Origin of the sequence: Priestia sp. FSL P4-0332 (assembly GCF_038005845.1) — a bacterium.
GTDB lineage: Bacteria > Bacillota > Bacilli > Bacillales > Bacillaceae_H > Priestia.
Genome location: NZ_JBBOUA010000001.1, coordinates 2,328,159 through 2,346,318 on the forward strand (window position 1 = coordinate 2,328,159; position 18,160 = coordinate 2,346,318).

Sequence of the window (18,160 nt, forward strand, 5' to 3'; positions counted from 1 at the left end):
ACCTCCAAGCGGAGGTCTTTTATTTTAAGGCGTTATCTAAATACGTATATACCGTTTCTTTGCTAACTAATACTTCATTTTCTCTGTCTTTATCTTTTTGCCACTTTTCCTGTGCTTTTGCTAATACTTCTTCGACTTCCTCCTTTGGAACGACAATGACTCCACCGTCGTCACCTGCAATAAGATCCCCAGGACGGATCTTCACGCCCCCGCAGGAAATGATCTCGTTTACCTTTCCTTTTTCTTTTTTGCTGCTTGCTGCGATCGTAGAGCCCTTACAAAATACAGGGAAATTAAGCTTTTCAATGTCTTCCTGATCTCGTATAACACCATCTAGTACAATACCGCTTATTCCAACAAGCTTCGCCATGGCTACTACGAAATCTCCTGCTAAGGCACGGTTACAGTAGCTTTTTCCATCAATGACGAGCACGCTTCCGGGCTCCGCTAGTCGAATCGCTTCAAGCACTGAGTAATTATTACCAGCAGGCGTATCTACGGTAAGAGCCGGCCCAAATAGTTTGTAATGACGCTGCAATGGCTTAATAGAAAAGTCTAAGTGGTTTGCACCTTCCATTGCATCTGATAAATTTGCTGTTGATAATGGGAGCTGTTCATTCAACATCGTATCTCTCCTTTTTAACTTTAGTCTATCTATACATATTCATATAAGAGAAAGCTCTTATTTATGAAAGGGCAAGTAGATAACGTGAAGCATTGACCATCAATTAACTGCAAATGTACAGCGTTAGAAGCTTCCAAAGCCAATTTTTAATGAATTTTATTATATCTTTGAGGCACTGTTTCTCGTATGGTATTCGTCATATAAGCACCTATATCCTTTAATTAGTAATAAAGGCGAAGGTAGCAAAATACATGCAAACGTTTAATCCTATGAACATTTGATGGAGCTTGATGCATTTTTATATAAAAAAGTGAAACCTTTTGGTATGATGAAACGTAGGAACATATATGGAAATCATATATGAAAAAACATATGTGACGTTAGTCATTTAGTGGAGGGAAAACAATGGTAAAAAAATTATTGGCCGCATTTATTGCATTAGCGGTTGTGTTTTCACCAGTTGGTGGATCACTTATTCATGACGGTTCAAACGTAGCAAGCGCAAAAGGGTATAAATCAGGAAAGCGCTCTTTTGACAGCGGAAGCAATAACCAATCAAGCTTATTTAAAAACAATAACAGTAATTCAGTTAAGCAAAACAATACGTCTAAAAATTCATCATCTAAGAGTACAGCGGCTAGCTCAAAGCGTGGCGGCTTAATGAAAGGTCTTTTAATGGGAGGAATTGCGGGCTTATTATTCGGAAGCTTACTATCTAGCTTAGGACCATTAGGCCCAATTTTAGGCTTTATGGTAAACATGCTTGTGATTGTAGCTTTAATTCTTCTTGTAGTAAAGTTATTCCAAAGCGTACGTAGCAACAAGCGTAAAAATGAGGAAGTGAAATCTTGGAGACAATAAAAATTTCTGAACAAGATATTATCAATGCGATGTGTTTGTATATCGCGGAAAAAAAACAAGTTCAGCCTCAAGAAGTAGAGATTGAGCTAATGTATGATGATGACTACGGTTTTTCAGCAGAGTCATACGTACATGATCGTAAGCAGGTTCATATTACTTTGAACATTATTGAAGCGCTGCGCTTTTGGCTGGATACGGAAATGAACGTAGACCCATACGCAGCAGGACTAGAACTGGAATTAGACGACGAAGAAGGTATTATCGCTTTTGCTAAATTAAGTCGATAAAGAAATCTTCAATAAAAAGCCCGCTCAAGTGAGCGGGTTTTTTATTAGGATTTTAACTGTTCGTTGGAACTGGACTTATCGCGTTTTTTAGTGAAAAACCACCAGTTGGCATCTCCAAGCAATTTCATAAGAGAAGGGACAAGAAGCATTCTGACAATCGTTGCATCGATAAATATAGCTAGAGCAATTCCTACACCCATTTGTTTAACAGGAGTTACGTCTGTAAAAGCAAAGGCTCCTGTAATCACAATCATGATTAAAGCAGCGCTCGTAATGATTTTACTAGTGGAAGCTAAGCCTTCTACGGTTGCCACATTATTATCGCGGGTTTGATGGTACACTTCGTGAATGCGCGAAATTAAAAAGACTTCGTAGTCCATGCTAAGCCCAAATACAAGGCCGAAAACAAAGACTGGCAGTACTAAAGCAATATTAGATTCGGTAAGACCTAAATGTCCATTTTGAAATAGCCATACAAGTAAACCAAACGTAGCTGTTAAGCTTAAAATATTCATAATGATAGCCTTTAAAGGAATGAGTAAGGAACGAAAAGCAATCATTAAAATGACATACGTTGAAAATAAAACAAGAGCCAAACCATAGGGAGCTTTTTCATAAATTTCATCGAATATTTCTTGTTCAAATTTTGGATAGCCGCCAATATGAACGGTGAAAGGTGAACGTTTGTCTTTCCATTTTCGAACAAAATCTTTTGCTTGATCTGAATTTTGGTCTGTATCTAGCGTAGCTTTTATGAGCATATAATGTCCGTTAATGAACGAATCTACAGCTGGCTTTGTCTGCGCACTTATCTGCGGGTTTTCCAGCATAGCTTGAAGCTGATCACTCGATTTTACGTTTAAAGCGGTAGAAATAGAATCGACTTGCTTAACTAACGAATCTTCTTTTAATTGTTTTATAAAAGTAAAGGCATTTGCTAAAGGCTTTTCATTCAGCATATCTTGCTTAGCTTCTAGCAAAAAATAAACGTCTGCCGTGTTTTTATTTATAAACGTATCGTTATATGTGTCAAAAGCTTGACGGGACTCGTATTTTGTTGGGAGCGCTTCTGAAGACGGTATCTCTAGATGCATGTCTCGAACGGGAATAAGTGCTACTAACAAAATGATAAGAGAAACAATCGTCATAGTTACAGGCTTTTTCATGACAAATGTAGCGAATGAACGCCACCTAGACTGACCGCCTTGTTCACTGACTTTTAAGATGCGTAAACGATTAATGCGTGTACCTAATATAGCCAGTATGGAAGGAAGAAGCGTAAGAGCTGAAAACACAGCAATAAAAACAACAGCCATTCCTCCAAGAGCGACGTTTTGGAAAATATCCACTTGAATAAACAGCATTCCCGCTAATCCAATAAATACGCATAATCCTGAGAAGATGACCGAGCGTCCCGCTGTTTGAATGGTAATTTTGATTGCTTGTTCTACCGATTTTGTTTGAATTTCTTCTTTAAAGCGATTAATAAATAAAAGGGCAAAGTCAATACTAAGAGCTAATCCAATCATTGGAATCACATTTAAAATAAAGATGGACAGCTCTGTGTACGGATGAAAGAAATAGACAACGCCCATGGTAGTAACAACGGTTACAATTCCTATCATAAGAGGAATTGCAGCAGCTACCACGCCGCCAAAAGCTAGAAGAAGCACAACTAAAGCAACAGGAATGCCAATGGCTTCCGCTTTTGCTAAATCAGCTTGGCTTGCTGTATTCATATCTTTTTCAATAATAGGACCACCGGTTAATTTTACACTAACTTCTTTTTCTTCAGCCGAAAGAGTTCTGATCTTTTCCACTCGTTTATCCATCGTTCCATCATCGTGATTAAAGTGGATAATTCCATACGCTGTGCTTCCTTTTATCATCTTGTTAGAAGCCGTTGGTATGTCAACTTTCGACGCGTCTGATTTGTCCTTTGCCTTTTGCATATACTGAGCGATCGTTTGCTGGAATTTCGAGTCAGAAACTCCGTCTTTTTTTAAAAACAAAACGATAACCTGAGCTTCACTAACATCAAATTTATCAACTAAAAGCTGCTCGGTATCTTTATACATTCCTTTCATTTCAAATCCGTTTCCTCCCAGCACAGAAGGAAGCTTAGCCGCATAAAAGCCAAATCCGACAATTAGGATGATCCATAGTATTAATAAAATTTTCCTGCTCGCATATAATGCGTTCGCTACTTTATTCATATTAACCTCCAATTTTTTGTACAGTTACTAGACTATTTTATACTAACAGTTATTGTAATTAGAAGAAGTATTGTGTTTTTTTGTTTTTCTTGCCTGAAAAAGTTTTTATACAGAGAAGCAGGGGTGTTTCCTCAGCAAAATCGTGTTTATGTTTCAGGAGATTTAGGGAACACTGTACATAAATGCACGAAGGGGGATTTAAAAAGATGCAAATGAAACAGCCAGCTAAAATGACGAATAGTTATGGGTGTAAAAATGAGTATGATACATTAAAGCGTGTGATTGTTTGCCCACCTACATATATGAAAATTGAAGAAATTATTAATGAAACACAAAAGCACTATGCGGACGAAAATATTGATGAGAGCTTGGCTTCAAAGCAACACCGTCAATTTGTCGAATGTCTTCAAAAAGAAGGAGTGGAAGTCATCGGGCTATCTGCACAAGAGCCATTTCCAGAACAAGTATTTACGCGGGATATTGGCTATACGCTCGGAGATACCATTATTGTCACGAAAATGGGCAGCGAAATTCGAAGTGGAGAAGAACAAGTGCTAGCAGAGTGGCTGCAGCAGCAAGGTATTCCTTCCCATCAGGTACCGGACCATCCCATTGAAGGTGGAGATGTGCTGATTGATGGACAAGCTATTTTTATTGCGCTCAGCGACCGTACAAGTAGAGAAGGTGTGGAGCATATCCAAGAGCTGCTTCCAACGTATGAGGTTGTTCCGATTCCTATTGACCGATCTTACCTTCATCTTGATTGTGTGTTAAATATTTTATCACCTACAGAAGCGCTCGTATTTTCACCAGCTTTACATGAGAAAGAATTAAATTTACTTCGCATGAAATATGACTTAATTGAAGTAACAGAAGAAGAGCAGTTTACGATGGGAACCAATGTATTATCAATCGGTAATCAGCGGGTGATCAGCCTGCCAATGAATACAGAAGTGAATGAAGAGTTAAGGAAACGAGGCTATGAAGTAATTGAAGTTGATATATCTGAAATTATTAAGTCCGGCGGTTCTTTCCGCTGCTGCACAATGCCTCTGGAACGAGTGTAAAAAAGCTTAAAAAGAAAAAAAGATCTCGGCGATAGCCAGGGATCTTTTTTTTGAGGGATGTTGTATAAAATTTCAAGTGAAAGGAACATTAACCTATATAAGCTGTTGAAGGAAAGGAGTGATAAACATGGCAAATCGTAATCCTATTTTAGTTCAAGGTGCTGAACAGCTTCTTGATCAATTAAAAACGGAAATTGCGGGGAGACTTAACGTTCAGCTTGGCGCGGAACAAACGGCTCGCGCAAATGGTTCTGTTGGTGGAGAAATGACGAAGCATCTTGTTGCAATGGCGCAACAGCAATTAAGCGGTGCACAAGGACACATTCGCTAGTCTGCTCTACATAAACACTTTGATGAAAAGTTCTGGCTCTTTTGAGCTGGAACTTTTTTTGTGTAGAAAACATCATTCTACTTTCTCTTGGTCGTTTGAGTGGAGATTTTGCTTGAAATTCTCCACTTTCAAGGTTGAAAAGTGCATAAAATGGGAAAAGAACAAAAAAAGAGAAAGTAGAGGTTTATCATGAAAAAGCTATTATCATTTGGAAAAAGTCTTGGTAAAGAAATTCAAGAAGACCAAGCAACGGGACTAGCGGCTGAGCAAGCTTATTATTATATGCTATCATTATTCCCTATGCTTATTTTACTGATATCAATTGTTCCGTATCTATCTATTAAACCGGAAGAGGCAATCGATCTTCTTCAAAGCGTTATGCCGGGAGAAACGGCTGCAATCTTTAAAGATAACGTAGCTCAATTTGTAAGCCAACCAAACGGCGGGTTACTGACTGTAGGGATTTTAGGAACCATTTGGTCCGCTTCAAACGGTATGAACGCCTTTATCCGTGCAATGAACCAAGCCTACGACGTGAAAGAACAGCGCTCGTTTATTAAAGTAAGAGGTCTGTCCATTCTTTTAACAATTGGATTAATTGTAACAATTGTTGTATCGCTTCTTTTACCAGTGTTCGGAGGAGTTTTGTTAAATTGGATAAGCGAATGGTTTTCTCTCCCTTCAGGTACAACAGTGGTTTTAAATATTCTGCGCTGGATTGTTGGTGTCGGCATTATGGTACTTGTTTTATCCGTATTATACAGATTAGCGCCAAACAAAACATTTCCTTTTGCTCATGTATGGCCCGGAGCACTCGCTGCTACGCTGCTATGGCAGCTAACATCTTTAGGGTTCTCATTTTACGTAAGCAACTTTGGCAATTATTCTGCTACTTATGGAAGCTTAGGAGGCGTGATTGTTCTGATGCTTTGGCTATTTTTAACGGGGTTAATTCTCGTGATTGGAGGAGAGATTAACGCTATTTATCACCGAAACAAAACGGCTGCACCTCCTAAAGATACGTCTCAGGCGATGTAATAAAAAAGGAAACCTTTATAGAGGTTTCCTTTTTCAACGTTTAAAGCTATTAACAAGCTGTTTAAATGAGTTGGCTGTATATTTGACCGAATCTTTTTTGTACTGTACATCGGTTTTAATAGCTGCTTGTGTTACTTTTAAATGATTTGTTTTTTCTTTGATATGATCAGTTTCGTTTTGAAGATGTTGAGAAGTGGCATTTACAGAGTTCACAGTTGGCTTGATTTTTTTATTAAATGATACGCCTGCGTAAATAAGATACGCAAGTGATGCCAAAACAACAGCTAAGCTTATATAAACAATAATCATCAGTGTGCCTCCTTTGTACGTATTTATATAGGTGAGAATAAAATATATACGAATATCATCCTCTTTATTTAATTGTTATACCCATTTTTAATTAAAACAAACAAAAGCCTGCCGAGAAGACAATATATTGGATTTTTTCTGAAATTTCATTCATCATTACATATAGAGTTACCTTGAAAGGAGAGAGAAGAAGAATGCCGTTAGATCCGCATATTCAAATATTTCTAAATCAATATAATGAAATGCCCCGTCCTTCTTTAGAGGACGTTACACCCCCGCAGCTGAGAGAAATGGAAAAGATGTCTTTAACTCCTTCCAAAGAAGCAGTTAAAAAAGTATATAATAAAGACATTGAATTAAATGAACGTACGCTCACTATACGAGTGTATGAACCTGAAGGAACAGGGCCATTTCCCGCTCTTGTTTATTATCACGGAGGAGGCTGGGTATTAGGAAGCCTGGATACTCATGACTCTATATGCAGGTCGTATGCAAATGGAGCAAACTGTATTGTGGTGTCTGTTGATTATCGTCTTGCTCCTGAAGATAAATTTCCTGCTGCAGTAAACGATGCCTATGAAGCCTTGTATTGGATTTCAGCTCATGCGTCTCAGTTAAATATCGATTCAAATAAAATTGCCGTCGGTGGGGACAGTGCCGGTGGCAACCTTGCTGCGGTTGTGAGCATTTTAGCAAAAGAAAGACAAGGTCCATCCATTGTTCATCAGCTGCTTATTTATCCGTCTTTAGGATTTAAAAATCAGCACCCTGCCTCTATGAAAGAAAATGCGGAAGGATATTTCCTTTCAAAAGATCTCATGGATTGGTTTCGCCTTCAGTACTTAAATAATAAAGAAGAAGAACAGCATCCTTATAACGCTCCGGTATTACTAGAAGATTTATCGAGTCTACCAAGCGCTACCATTATTACAGCACAGTATGATCCTTTAAGAGATAGCGGAAAAGACTACGCGGACGCATTAAAAAATCACGGTGTCCCCGTCACCTATGAAAATTATGAAACAATGATTCACGGGTTTTTAGGGTTTCATGAATTTGTCCCACTCGCTCAGCAGGCGATCAATAAAAGCGCAGCTCAACTGCGTCAAGTATTTGACTCTATTTAAGGCGCAAAGATATATAGTGTCATAAATTATATGAACTTGGGAGAAGCAGCACATGGATGTGCTGTTTTTCTTTATTAATAGGGAGAAAAGATTGACAATAGTTTCAAAAAATAGCCCATTATCTCTTTTAAAGTCATTTTGTTTGGAGTATAGTAGAAAAGTAGGATAAAAACATTTGTTTACATTAAATAAGGTGATTTTTCGAATGATAAAAAACAAGTAGGTCAGCTGATTCCTTTTCAAAAAATACTTGATAAACGTTGATATAATAGGGTTTTTAGAGGGTAAGTAAATAGTCACTAAGACTGAAATTTGTCCATAATAAAAAAACTACCTAAACTGTTAAGGCAACTTCCATATTCAAAGGGGGTTGCCTTTTTGTGTGCAAAGCGAATAAGAAAGGGAGCAAAAGTAGCTCAAATAAATCTTGAAGAAGCTAAAGAGAAAATTATTAAAATTAAAACTTTAGAAGGTATGGCTCAATCCACTTTAAATCAATATAATCTCGTTTTTAATGATTTAATTGCATTCTTTGAAAAAGATACAAGAGTAGATGATATCACTTTAAATGACGCTAGGGATTTTATTAATTGGTTGCTTCACGAAAAATCTGATACAAGTAGTAAATTTAAGCAAGTTGCAAAGAAGGGGGTGAAGCCATCTATGTAAATAACTACCTTCAAAAAGCACGTGCTGCTTTTAATATTTTGAAACGTGAAGAAGTGCTGAAAGAAAATGTCTTTAATGAAATTCGTAATGTAAAGTTCCAAAAACATAAGGTTGAAACATTGACGGTAGATGAAATAAAGCGAATTTTTAATGCCTTTAATAAGAGTTATTATGCTCAATTTAGATCATATGTGCTTTTACATACATTGCTAGACACATTAGGAAGGGTAGATGAAACTTTATATTTGAAGAAACGAGACGTTGATTTCGATAAGCGGTCAGTAACTTTTCAAAATACAAAATCGAAGAAATTTAGATTAGTAGAATTAACTCCAAAAACTATAGGACAACATTCTAGTATGGATGATTTAGCTAGTAAATTTCAGATAAGAGAGATTTGCTTGGATTATGATCATAATGTTGATGACATTGATGAAGTAGAAGATACAGTGGAAGAATTAAGAATTGATTGCAATGTGGAGATTACATAGTTTTAAACGATTTTCCTAGGTATGCCCATAGATAATTAAAAATTACGAAAGGGTTGTGTAGGATAATGCCCTATGAACAAAAGGATTATTATATCAGTGCTAAGGATAATGAGTATTACAAAGCACTAAATGTTGTAGAACACTTAGCAGAAGAGGATAAGCAAAGGAATAATTCTCCGATTAGACTGAAACCTTAGAGAAATTAACTAACGAATTAAAAGATAATAATGGAGATAACCTTACTCCATGGCATTTCAATATGATAATATCAATACTTTTAGATTATGTGCCTACTGAAGTAAAAGACAAATGATAACAAGTAAAGAGTCACTCAATTAGAGTGGCTTTTTATTTTGTTTAACAACAAAAATCACCTGTTTTGGTGCTCAGCGAATATGAATAATAGTTTGTTTAGCAAGTTGTTGGCTAGGCATTAGTTCTAGGGCATATGCTACATCTTTTAATTCTGGGTTATTAGGTAAATCATAAGGATCTAGGGACTCAAAATGTAGAATTTGTTCATCTGTTAAAAGGTCAAGTGGGATACATACATCTACAATTGCTCTAATAATAGTTATACCTAGTTTTTTTGCTAAGTATGGTCTATGATTACCTCCATTACCAACGCAAAACTCACCATTAGGAAATAATGTTAGGTTAATATCCATGTGAGAGGAACCAGTTGTTACATATCCGTGAGTTTCTATTGATTTAAGAAGACGACTTAACTTTTCTTCAGACAAAACGTTGTCATGAGTTAAGCCTTTTATTCTTGAAACCGGCACCAGCATTGAGCCAACATGATGAGTTAAATAGTTTCTACCATAAATTTCTGTATAGTCATCATAAAATTGCCAGCCTGTATATTCAATCACTGATATCATCTCCTTTAAGATCAATTACATAAATAATATTAATAATGTTGTTAAATTAGAACATCATAGATACAGTTAATAAAATCAGGGAAGCATCGTTTCAATTCAGGTGCTTTTTAGTATGTTCAAATTTAGAAAGGGTGACTATTAAATAATGACCGATGAACTTTACCAAAAAATATTAGATGGAGAAATTAGTAACGAAGAGTTCTTACGTATCAATGAAGAAGATGATGAACCTTTAACTCATAATCAAAGAATAATGTTGGCTGAGTACTTAATGAGTTTACAAGGATTAACCAAGTATGAAGCTTTCAAATTGCTTTCAAGTGCGTGGAATAAAAATATTCTCATAGTCATATAGCGAGAAGGGTTATTACACTTTTTGTCGAAATTATAGGCAGAAAGTTGGTGATTAGAAAATGAGAATTCAATTAGATTTTAAAGTGCTAAATGTTATAGTAGAAAACGGCATAAAGTCCTACATTGTGCAATGCCTAGGCGAGAATTTCCGACGGGTTATTAAAGCACAATATGACGGGAGTGTATATATACCAGATTACCATCAACAATTTTGGGACATACCAGCTCTAAATCGAACCTTTATTGATATTGAATTAGCTAATTTTATAATGAAAATTGAGAAAAGTGAAAAAATACAGTAAGACTACTTGTATAGATAAGTAGCATTAGTGTGGGAGGGAATCTTTCTAAAAAAGAGATGACACCCCCAATGATTTTATTTTACTATTAATTAGTTAGTCAATGAGCTATGACTATTGTTATAGCTCATTAGAATTTTATTGTTATATAGGAATGGTGTAATGAAGAACCTATTGTACATTCTAGCAAGTGTAATAGTTTGTGTAGTAATATTCGTAGTAATGGAAGCCTTATTTAATGGAGATTGGACTCCATATATTGCTTTAACTATATTTGCTGGGGTAATAATTGGATTGCTTTTACGCATTCAACATTTTAATACTTAACGTTAAGTCGCTCTAAAAATTAGAGTGGCTTTTTATTTTGTTCGAGTAATAAAAAGTTGTTGAAAACGATGATTCACAATAAAAGAAAAGCTTTCATATTTTAATGAAGGCTTTTTTACAAATTGAAACAAAGTAGGTGATTAAATGTTTTATTCTAATTTCTATACGCCTTTTAACTATACTTTCTACCCCTATTTTATGCCTTCCTTTGGACGTCCTACTGGATATGTACTGAATTCTAGTGGTGAGGTTGACAGTTGGTGGGGGAATTATCCATTGGGGTATCCTGCTAAGGCTCCAAAACTTGGGGGTGGAGGACAGTCGCCTATTTCGGGACCTGCCATACCTTTCAGTTTCAGGAGTTATTATTGAAGTAATAAGCATAAGGATACTGATTCATCAGTGTCCTTTTTTATTAAAAACAGATGATTTGTCATTCTTTGTCGAACTAGTAGGTGAAGAGGTGATACACATATGCTTAAATTTAAAGTTGTTTTTGAATTTATAAACGGCAGGACAAAGGAATTAAAATTTGAAGCCACATCAAAGAAAGAAGTCATTAGTCATATAACAAAACATGAAAAATTTGTTTCGAATGAAAAAGAGCTAGTGCATATCAATTTAAATAATGTGGTGCAGTTTATGGTTACAGAAGAAAAAAAATAATAATAAGGTAAGAATAAATAACTTTTTGTCGAATAGAATAGACAAAAGGTGGTAATAGATATGGTCGATAAAAATTGGATTAATGCTTATGTTTCTAAAATTTCAGGAAAACATTTCGAACTGGTACTGATTCAAGATATTATTGATTCTTTCATTGAGATGTTAAATGTAAAGCTAAATGATAATCAACAGCCTAAAGTCAATTTTAATAAAGAGGAAAATGAAATTTCATTTCCAGACTGTTTAGTTTCTTTTAAAATCCAAGGATCTGTATTGAGCTTGAGGAAAGTTTTAAAATCTAACTATCAGGTTGCTGGTGGAATTAAAATTTTTGATACGGGTTTATCTTATCATTTGAAATCTGGCGCAGAGTTGATTGAAGAGGTTGAAACTATATCTGAAGCATTAGATAGGGCGCTAAGTTATTTACTTTTAGAGCTGAAATAAAAGTAAATATTTTTATAAGTTTAAGCTGCTCAAATTGGGTGGCTTTTTATTATGTCTAAATTACATAAATTGAAATATGTGCTAAATAATAAAAGGAACAGGAAGGGTGGTTAAAACACATCGTGCCTCGCAAGAGTCCTAAGATATGTAACACGGAGGAATGAATGTAGAGAATTAACTTATGATACATATTGTGATAAGTGTAGGGAAGATGCTCATCGAGAGTATAAAGAACAGCGAGTAGATAAGAAAGAACAAGCCTTTTATTCTAGTATTTCATGGATTAAATTACGCAATAGGAAGAAGAGGTTAAACCCTTTATGCGAGGTCTGTCTTGAAGAAGGCAGGCTTACTCCTGTTGAAATAGTCCATCACCTTATAGAAGTGAAAGAGGATTGGAGTAAACGTTTATCAATAGACAATCTACAATCAGTATGTAAAGCACATCATCATAAGAACTGGAAGCATCATCTGCTAAACTTTTAACTTCAAAACTACAATAGTTGAGTCTAAAAGCTTCTTTTAATAAATGAGCTTTAGCTCTACTATCATCTGTATAACCATTGTACGGACTGTACAACTGACCAAACCCTACCTAAACCATAACTTCTTGACCTAGTGGTCTTCCGCCACACCGTTCTTCAAAAGTAAGCTGTCGGTTAGATAAAATACGAGATAAACCTTCAGATGTCTCACTTTGAGGATCATTCCAAATTTCGTCCAATAGTCGACTAGCAGTTTGATAATATTGTAGTACGTGAGAGTTATTTTCTAAAAGTGCATCTACGGTAAAGAATGTAATTAAATTTCCTCCTTCTGGATGTATAGTTCTTTTTCAGTATACATAAAAATAATATAGGTAAAAAGAAATTTATTTTAAGTTAGGGAAAGAAATTTGAAGCAAAAACAAATGAAATAATAACAAAAAAATCCTTTTTTATGATAATATGTACTTATTAAGGGGCTGTTTGTTGTGGAAGAGCAATTGAAATCAAAGGAAATTAACATAGAAGTTAAACTTGAGCTTCTAAAGATATGTAATAACGTAATGAATAATACTTGCACCCCTAATGAATTAATCAAGGACTTAGAAAAATTAGTTAGTCGAATTAATTTATCAATTCAAGGTGATATTTTATAAAGGTTAAGTGGGTTAGGTGTGACGTCAATATAATTAGAAGAATTTTTCTTGGAATTTTTTTCTTATTTCTATTGATAAAAAAACTATCTAAATGTACAATAGGCTTACAATATTATAACGGAACGTTGTTTTAACGGGGTTTGTACGTTTTAAGTAAGGTGATTTTTTGAATGATAAAAAACAAGTAGGTCAGCTGATTCAAGATCTGCGAAAGATTGCGGAAATGACAACTGTCGAGTTATCAAAAGGAATTTGTACAGAAGAAGAGCTACATCGATTTGAACAAGGTGAAATTCATGCAAGCAGTGAAGTTCTCTATCATTTATCGAAACGCTTAGGGGTTCCGATGAATTATTTCTTTGAAGCAGGAGAGCTAACGCCCAACGATTATTCAAAAGAAATTAAATCGACCATTAGGCATTATATACGAAAACGCGATTATGAAACCGTGTTACATATGGTGAACAAAGAAAAAGATAATCCTATGTTTCAAGATCCTTTTCACGCACAATTTTTCCTATGGCACGAAGCCATATGTGATTATTATATTGGAAATAAATTTGAACAAGCGCTTCGTAAATTGGAAAAAGCCATTGCGTTCACGCGTACGAGCGAACAGTTTTATTCAGAAAAAGAGATTGCTATTTTAAATAGTATTGCCATTATTTATGAAGAAGAAGGTCATTTAAAAAAAGCGTTCAGTACGTTTATGGAAGGATTGCAGCATATTGCTTTGCTTCCTAAGTTAAAAGATCCTTTAGTCAAAATTCGAATTTTATACGGATTATCGCGTGCGCTTTTGCAAATGGAACGTTATGAAAAGTCGGTTAAATATGCACAAGCAGGACTAGAGCTTTGTATTCAGCATGAGACGCTTTATTTATTAGGAGAACTGCACTATCAAATTGGAGAAGCACTCTGTCAGCTTGGTGAGCTTAAAGAAGGAATAGCTTACTTAGAAAAAGCTATTACTGTTTTTGAAATTGAGCAAAATAAAGCGTTTGTGACCATTATTAAAGAAGAGATGTCTAAATATCAAGAAACAAAAAAGAAGAGCTGATCGCTCTTCTTTTTTTATCTCCAATACACTGGGTGTGGGTAAAACGGACGAGGACGAGGGTAAAAGTAAGGGGGATGGTAATAAATAGGACGAGGATAAGGGTAAGGATAAAATGGACGTGGGCGAGGGTATGGATAATAACCATAAGGGAATCTTTCGTCAGTTTCATGGGGATTCGAATAATAATCATAGCCATATTGGTACTCTTCTAAAGGTTGTTCCGGGTAATATTGATAATTCACTCTTTTCACCGCCTAAATTTTTATGCTTTTTACTGTATTCATTATAGAAAGAATTGGAGTATGTACCCATCAAATTTTTAATTTGAAAAAGGCGGGAGACAAAGAGTATTTTGAAAATAAAAACAAATCAGCTTTCCTTCTCGTTTTTTTGTAAGTTATCAGCATCGGGGAGGTTGGGAAGTTCAAAGCTTTTAATAAAAGAAGCGTAAGCAATCGTGTCTTTAATAGGATTTACATAAGATAATGGTTGACCTCGATAGCTGAAATTAAATGTAATCCAAGCAAAATCTTTATTATTGTTGGAAATCAGTTTCGCATTATGTATAAAAGCAGATGCGGCAATCATCGCATCCGGGCCTTTAATTTTTTTATTGGATTCTATTTTGGCTTTTCTACGAATTTGAGCTGCTAGCTGTGCAATTTCACTTGTAACGTCTACAATTTTATCTGTCATATCGTAAATATAATAATTTTTTACTGCTTTGACTTGAGGATTTGTTTCTACTTCCCAATGCGACAGAAGTTCCATTTGTACAACGGTAGGCATTAAAAATTCCGCATTATTTGAGATAAGTTCATTAATATATTCCACAACTTCTGGATAATTAAGCGCATGTGAAGCCCAAATGTTTGTATCAATGATTACTTTTTCACCCAACACAAATCGTTCACTCCTCTCTACTAGCCATTCGTACCAGCTCTTCTAACCCAAGAGGTGAGTAAAGAGCCGCAGATTCTGAAAGCTGATTGCTTAATAGAAGCTTTTCATATTTAGTTAATCTAGTTTTTGCAGATTTTATGAGCTTTTCTTGTGTATCATTTAATGTTTTATCTTTTTTATCGTACGTGCGTAGAACTTTATTTTGAGGTTTGTATTTAAGATTTTTCTTCTGTATAGGGGGGGAGGAAGGTGATTGTGGCGAGGGTTTTGTGTAAATTTTTCCATTTATTTTTAGTTTAAAGTGCTTCTGAACCTCCTTGCTGTATGTTCCTTTTTGGTCACCTACCAAGCGCTGTGCTTTCATGATATCCCTGCCTTTTATATAAATTTATATAGTATATGTGATGAAGTTTTCTCTTACTATTCCTTTTACATAAAAAGATTAAAAAATTAGCTTCCGGGAGTTATTAAATTAACTAATGTTTGCCTGGTGGGTGATAATCTCAGCGAATACCGGACAAAGGTTTAAAAACATGATATCGTGTAAGAGAATAAATCAGTATAGGTTAGAGAAGGAACTACAAAAAAGGGGATGCAAAATGAAAACAGAAAAACAAAAAATGCTGGATGGAGAATTATACCTTTCCGCTGATCTGCAATTAATAAAAGAACGTGAAAACGCTCGAAGATTAACAAGGCTTTATAACCAAACAACAGAAAGGGAAGAAGAAAGACGTACAAACTTATTAAAAGAACTGTTTGGGTCTACGGGAAATTCTCTTTGCATAGAGCCTACTTTCCGCTGTGACTACGGTTCTAACATTCATGTTGGAGAAAATTTTTATGCTAACTTTGATTGCGTACTTTTAGATGTATGTGAAATAAGAATAGGAGATAATTGTTTTCTTGCACCAGGTGTACATATCTATACAGCAACTCATCCTTTGCATGCTCTTGAAAGAATTTCAGGAGCTGAGTTTGGAAAACGCGTAGAAATAGGAAATAACGTCTGGATTGGGGGAAGAGCCGTTATTAATCCTGGAGTGAAAATAGGCAACAATGCGGTAATTGCTTCGGGTGCCGTTGTGACAAAAAATGTTCCTGCTAACGTGGTAGTCGGAGGCAATCCTGCAGTTATAATCAAGCATATTGAAAATTAAAGAATAAACAAAGAGCTTTTGAATTGTAAAAGCTCTTTGTTTATACGATGTTTTATTGCCGATATGGCTCGTCCTCATTTATAATGTTTTGGTTAAATGTAAAAATATACATATTTCCTTCCGAGATCATCCATACTTTATTGACAAAGGAAAATTAATCATGGTATATTATCTTTAATTAAAGATATTTAAATTAAAGATAAATGATGAATAATAAACTAGACGATTTATCCGGAGGAATGTAGAATGAACCACTTAAAAGGAATACACCACGTAACGGCTATTACAAGCAGTGCAGAAAAGAATTATGAATTTTTCACATATGTGTTAGGCATGCGCTTAGTTAAAAAAACGGTCAATCAAGATGATATTCAAACATATCATTTGTTTTTTGCAGATGATAAAGGAAGCGCTGGAACGGACATGACTTTTTTTGATTTTCCAGGTATTCCAAAAGGTTTTCACGGAACAAATGAAATTTCAAAAACATCTTTCCGCGTCCCAAATGATGAGGCTTTAGACTATTGGGTAAAGCGCTTTGATCGCTTAGAAGTAAAGCATACGGGGATTCAAGAGCTATTTGGGAAAAAGACGCTTTCGTTTGTTGATTTTGATGATCAGCAGTATCAGTTAATTTCCGATGAAGGAAATCAAGGAGTTGAATCAGGCACTCCTTGGCAAAAAGGCCCTGTTCCTCTTCAATACGCTATTACGGGACTCGGTCCTATCTTTATTCGTATTGCCGAGTTTAATTACTTTAAAGAAATGATGGAAAAAGTCCTTTTATTTAAAGAGATTGCTCAAGAAGGAGATCTTCACCTATTTGAAGTAGGAGAAGGAGGAAACGGGGCGCAAGTAGTAGTAGAACACAATGAAAAACTTCCGCAGGCTCAGCAAGGTTTTGGAACGGTTCATCACGTTGCTTTTCGCGTAGAAAATCGACAGGCTCTTGAAGAGTGGATTAACCGAATGCCAAGCTTCGGTTTCCATACTTCTGGTTATGTGAATCGTCACTTCTTTGAATCGTTGTATGCAAGAGTGGCTCCGCAAATTTTATTTGAATTTGCGACAGATGGACCAGGATTTATGGGAGATGAACCTTACGAAACGCTCGGAGAAAAATTATCACTGCCTCCGTTTTTAGAGCCAAAACGTGCAGAAATTGAGAAGCTCGTGCGTCCGATTGATACAGTAAGAAGTACAAAAGAGTTTGTGAAAGAATAGTATACAAAAAACACTCAAATAGTTATTTGAGTGTTTTTTGCTGTTTCAAAGATGAATCAGCTTTCAAAACGCTAAAAAAACGTGCTTTTGATATTTTCTACTTTTATATATACCTGTCGCGAATGTTTACTTAAAAACTGCCAATGTTCTACAGGGAAGGAGTGGGAGTGGGTTGTGCATAGCCTTCTTTATATTTTTCATCGATGTCTTTGCGAATATCTTTTATTGATTTGCCTCGGTTATAGTCGAGCATAGCTTTAGCTGCAATTTCTATACACAATCCGCATTTTGTTCCATGATCATCCCAGACAACTGCTCCGTTTCTTTTGTTTTTAAAAATAAAGCAGTCATAGCTATTTTTGTGATTCGCTTCCATGCCACATCCGCAGTAGCAAGGGATTTTTTCAAGTAGTTCACGATTTTTAGCAACGGATAGATAAACTAGTTTCATATCTTTAGGCTGGTTCTTCAAAAACTGTGGTAAAACATCTGCTCCTGGAGTCTCTTCGCGAATGTCAGCAACTGCAGCTTTATGATGTTCATGACCTGAATGTGCAGAAGAGTTTGTGGCAGAAGAAGTTGTTGTATTGTTTGAACAAGCGGATAATCCAATACTTGTAGCGAGAATCCCCAACAAAATAATTGATTTTTTCAATACAATTAACATCCTTTCA

Annotated in this window: 24 protein-coding genes; 17 read left to right on the forward strand and 7 right to left on the reverse strand. The window is 35.6% G+C overall.

Annotation, left to right across the window (positions count from 1 at the left end; genetic code table 11):
- Positions 1–19 precede the first annotated feature (19 nt).
- Entirely contained in the window at positions 20–625 is a 606-nt protein-coding gene (locus MKY06_RS11735) for an RraA family protein (protein ID WP_098757265.1), read from the reverse strand.
- 405 nt (positions 626–1,030) lie between these two features.
- Between MKY06_RS11735 and MKY06_RS11740 the strand changes: the two genes are divergently transcribed.
- A complete protein-coding gene (locus tag MKY06_RS11740) occupies positions 1,031–1,486 on the forward strand; it encodes a hypothetical protein (protein ID WP_013056993.1) in 456 nt (151 codons plus the stop codon).
- Positions 1,474–1,773, forward strand: coding sequence for a YxcD family protein (locus MKY06_RS11745; protein WP_013056994.1), 300 nt, complete (start codon positions 1,474–1,476; stop codon positions 1,771–1,773). The genes MKY06_RS11740 and MKY06_RS11745 overlap by 13 nt, the downstream gene beginning before the upstream one ends.
- A gap of 44 nt (positions 1,774–1,817) precedes the next feature.
- Here MKY06_RS11745 and MKY06_RS11750 read toward each other — a convergent pair whose 3' ends face one another.
- Positions 1,818–3,989, reverse strand: a complete 2,172-nt coding sequence (locus MKY06_RS11750) for an MMPL family transporter (RefSeq protein ID WP_098449328.1) — start codon at positions 3,987–3,989, stop codon at positions 1,818–1,820.
- A 206-nt stretch (positions 3,990–4,195) separates the two neighbouring features.
- On the opposite strand from MKY06_RS11750, the gene MKY06_RS11755 reads away from it, so the two are divergent.
- From MKY06_RS11755 to MKY06_RS11765, 3 genes are all read left to right on the forward strand, one after another.
- Positions 4,196–5,056, forward strand: a complete 861-nt coding sequence (locus MKY06_RS11755) for a dimethylarginine dimethylaminohydrolase family protein (RefSeq protein WP_029321690.1) — start codon at positions 4,196–4,198, stop codon at positions 5,054–5,056.
- A gap of 127 nt (positions 5,057–5,183) precedes the next feature.
- Positions 5,184–5,387: an alpha/beta-type small acid-soluble spore protein gene (locus MKY06_RS11760; RefSeq protein WP_013056997.1), complete on the forward strand. Its 204-nt coding sequence runs from the start codon at positions 5,184–5,186 to the stop codon at positions 5,385–5,387.
- Positions 5,388–5,576: 189 nt separating this feature from the next.
- A complete protein-coding gene (locus MKY06_RS11765) occupies positions 5,577–6,425 on the forward strand; it encodes a YihY/virulence factor BrkB family protein (protein WP_013056998.1) in 849 nt (282 codons plus the stop codon).
- Between the two features lie 33 nt (positions 6,426–6,458).
- On the opposite strand, the gene MKY06_RS11770 is transcribed toward MKY06_RS11765, so the two are convergent.
- Positions 6,459–6,734, reverse strand: a complete 276-nt coding sequence (locus MKY06_RS11770; protein WP_025752355.1) for a hypothetical protein — start codon at positions 6,732–6,734, stop codon at positions 6,459–6,461.
- A 194-nt stretch (positions 6,735–6,928) separates the two neighbouring features.
- Here MKY06_RS11770 and MKY06_RS11775 point away from each other — a divergent pair, with 194 nt between their 5' ends.
- The 3 genes from MKY06_RS11775 (at position 6,929) to MKY06_RS11785 (ending at position 9,021) form a co-directional block, all read left to right on the forward strand.
- The gene (locus MKY06_RS11775) at positions 6,929–7,861 is read left to right on the forward strand and encodes an alpha/beta hydrolase (RefSeq protein ID WP_029321693.1); all 933 of its coding nucleotides are present in this window, start codon (positions 6,929–6,931) and stop codon (positions 7,859–7,861) included.
- Positions 7,862–8,239: 378 nt separating this feature from the next.
- On the forward strand, positions 8,240–8,530 hold the full coding sequence (locus tag MKY06_RS11780; RefSeq protein WP_041816556.1) for a hypothetical protein: 291 nt from the start codon (positions 8,240–8,242) through the stop codon (positions 8,528–8,530).
- A gap of 38 nt (positions 8,531–8,568) precedes the next feature.
- A complete protein-coding gene (locus MKY06_RS11785; protein ID WP_063671553.1) occupies positions 8,569–9,021 on the forward strand; it encodes a tyrosine-type recombinase/integrase in 453 nt (150 codons plus the stop codon).
- Positions 9,022–9,407: 386 nt separating this feature from the next.
- On the opposite strand, the gene MKY06_RS11790 is transcribed toward MKY06_RS11785, so the two are convergent.
- Positions 9,408–9,896: a hypothetical protein gene (locus MKY06_RS11790; RefSeq protein WP_236019599.1), complete on the reverse strand. Its 489-nt coding sequence runs from the start codon at positions 9,894–9,896 to the stop codon at positions 9,408–9,410.
- Positions 9,897–10,050: 154 nt separating this feature from the next.
- Here MKY06_RS11790 and MKY06_RS11795 point away from each other — a divergent pair, with 154 nt between their 5' ends.
- The 7 genes from MKY06_RS11795 to MKY06_RS11820 all read left to right on the forward strand — a co-directional run bounded on the left by MKY06_RS11795 (position 10,051) and on the right by MKY06_RS11820 (position 14,199).
- Positions 10,051–10,260: a hypothetical protein gene (locus MKY06_RS11795; protein ID WP_098277858.1), complete on the forward strand. Its 210-nt coding sequence runs from the start codon at positions 10,051–10,053 to the stop codon at positions 10,258–10,260.
- A gap of 58 nt (positions 10,261–10,318) precedes the next feature.
- Entirely contained in the window at positions 10,319–10,561 is a 243-nt protein-coding gene (locus MKY06_RS11800) for a hypothetical protein (protein WP_041816560.1), read from the forward strand.
- A gap of 798 nt (positions 10,562–11,359) precedes the next feature.
- Entirely contained in the window at positions 11,360–11,551 is a 192-nt protein-coding gene (locus tag MKY06_RS11805; protein WP_013057002.1) for a hypothetical protein, read from the forward strand.
- A 60-nt stretch (positions 11,552–11,611) separates the two neighbouring features.
- Positions 11,612–11,998 carry a hypothetical protein gene (locus tag MKY06_RS11810; RefSeq protein ID WP_057273161.1) on the forward strand — a complete coding sequence of 129 codons (387 nt, stop codon included), beginning with the start codon at positions 11,612–11,614 and terminating at the stop codon, positions 11,996–11,998.
- Positions 11,999–12,280: 282 nt separating this feature from the next.
- Positions 12,281–12,484 carry an HNH endonuclease gene (locus MKY06_RS30725; protein ID WP_223268944.1) on the forward strand — a complete coding sequence of 68 codons (204 nt, stop codon included), beginning with the start codon at positions 12,281–12,283 and terminating at the stop codon, positions 12,482–12,484.
- Positions 12,485–12,971: 487 nt separating this feature from the next.
- Positions 12,972–13,139: a hypothetical protein gene (locus tag MKY06_RS11815; protein ID WP_155660336.1), complete on the forward strand. Its 168-nt coding sequence runs from the start codon at positions 12,972–12,974 to the stop codon at positions 13,137–13,139.
- Between the two features lie 166 nt (positions 13,140–13,305).
- On the forward strand, positions 13,306–14,199 hold the full coding sequence (locus MKY06_RS11820; protein WP_098757266.1) for a helix-turn-helix domain-containing protein: 894 nt from the start codon (positions 13,306–13,308) through the stop codon (positions 14,197–14,199).
- 369 nt (positions 14,200–14,568) lie between these two features.
- Here the strand turns inward: MKY06_RS11820 and MKY06_RS11825 are convergent, their stop codons facing one another.
- Both MKY06_RS11825 and MKY06_RS11830 read right to left on the reverse strand, forming a co-directional pair.
- Complete coding sequence (locus MKY06_RS11825) at positions 14,569–15,102, reverse strand: PIN domain-containing protein (protein ID WP_098757267.1); 534 nt, start codon at positions 15,100–15,102, stop codon at positions 14,569–14,571.
- Positions 15,103–15,109: 7 nt separating this feature from the next.
- On the reverse strand, positions 15,110–15,466 hold the full coding sequence (locus tag MKY06_RS11830; RefSeq protein WP_098757268.1) for a hypothetical protein: 357 nt from the start codon (positions 15,464–15,466) through the stop codon (positions 15,110–15,112).
- A 235-nt stretch (positions 15,467–15,701) separates the two neighbouring features.
- Between MKY06_RS11830 and MKY06_RS11835 the strand changes: the two genes are divergently transcribed.
- Together MKY06_RS11835 and MKY06_RS11840 are read left to right on the forward strand one after the other, a co-directional pair.
- A complete protein-coding gene (locus MKY06_RS11835; protein WP_098757269.1) occupies positions 15,702–16,262 on the forward strand; it encodes a maltose acetyltransferase domain-containing protein in 561 nt (186 codons plus the stop codon).
- 246 nt (positions 16,263–16,508) lie between these two features.
- On the forward strand, positions 16,509–17,486 hold the full coding sequence (locus MKY06_RS11840) for a ring-cleaving dioxygenase (RefSeq protein WP_013057008.1): 978 nt from the start codon (positions 16,509–16,511) through the stop codon (positions 17,484–17,486).
- Positions 17,487–17,634: 148 nt separating this feature from the next.
- On the opposite strand, the gene MKY06_RS11845 is transcribed toward MKY06_RS11840, so the two are convergent.
- Positions 17,635–18,141 carry a PCYCGC motif-containing (lipo)protein gene (locus MKY06_RS11845; protein WP_013083117.1) on the reverse strand — a complete coding sequence of 169 codons (507 nt, stop codon included), beginning with the start codon at positions 18,139–18,141 and terminating at the stop codon, positions 17,635–17,637.
- Positions 18,142–18,160 lie beyond the last annotated feature (19 nt).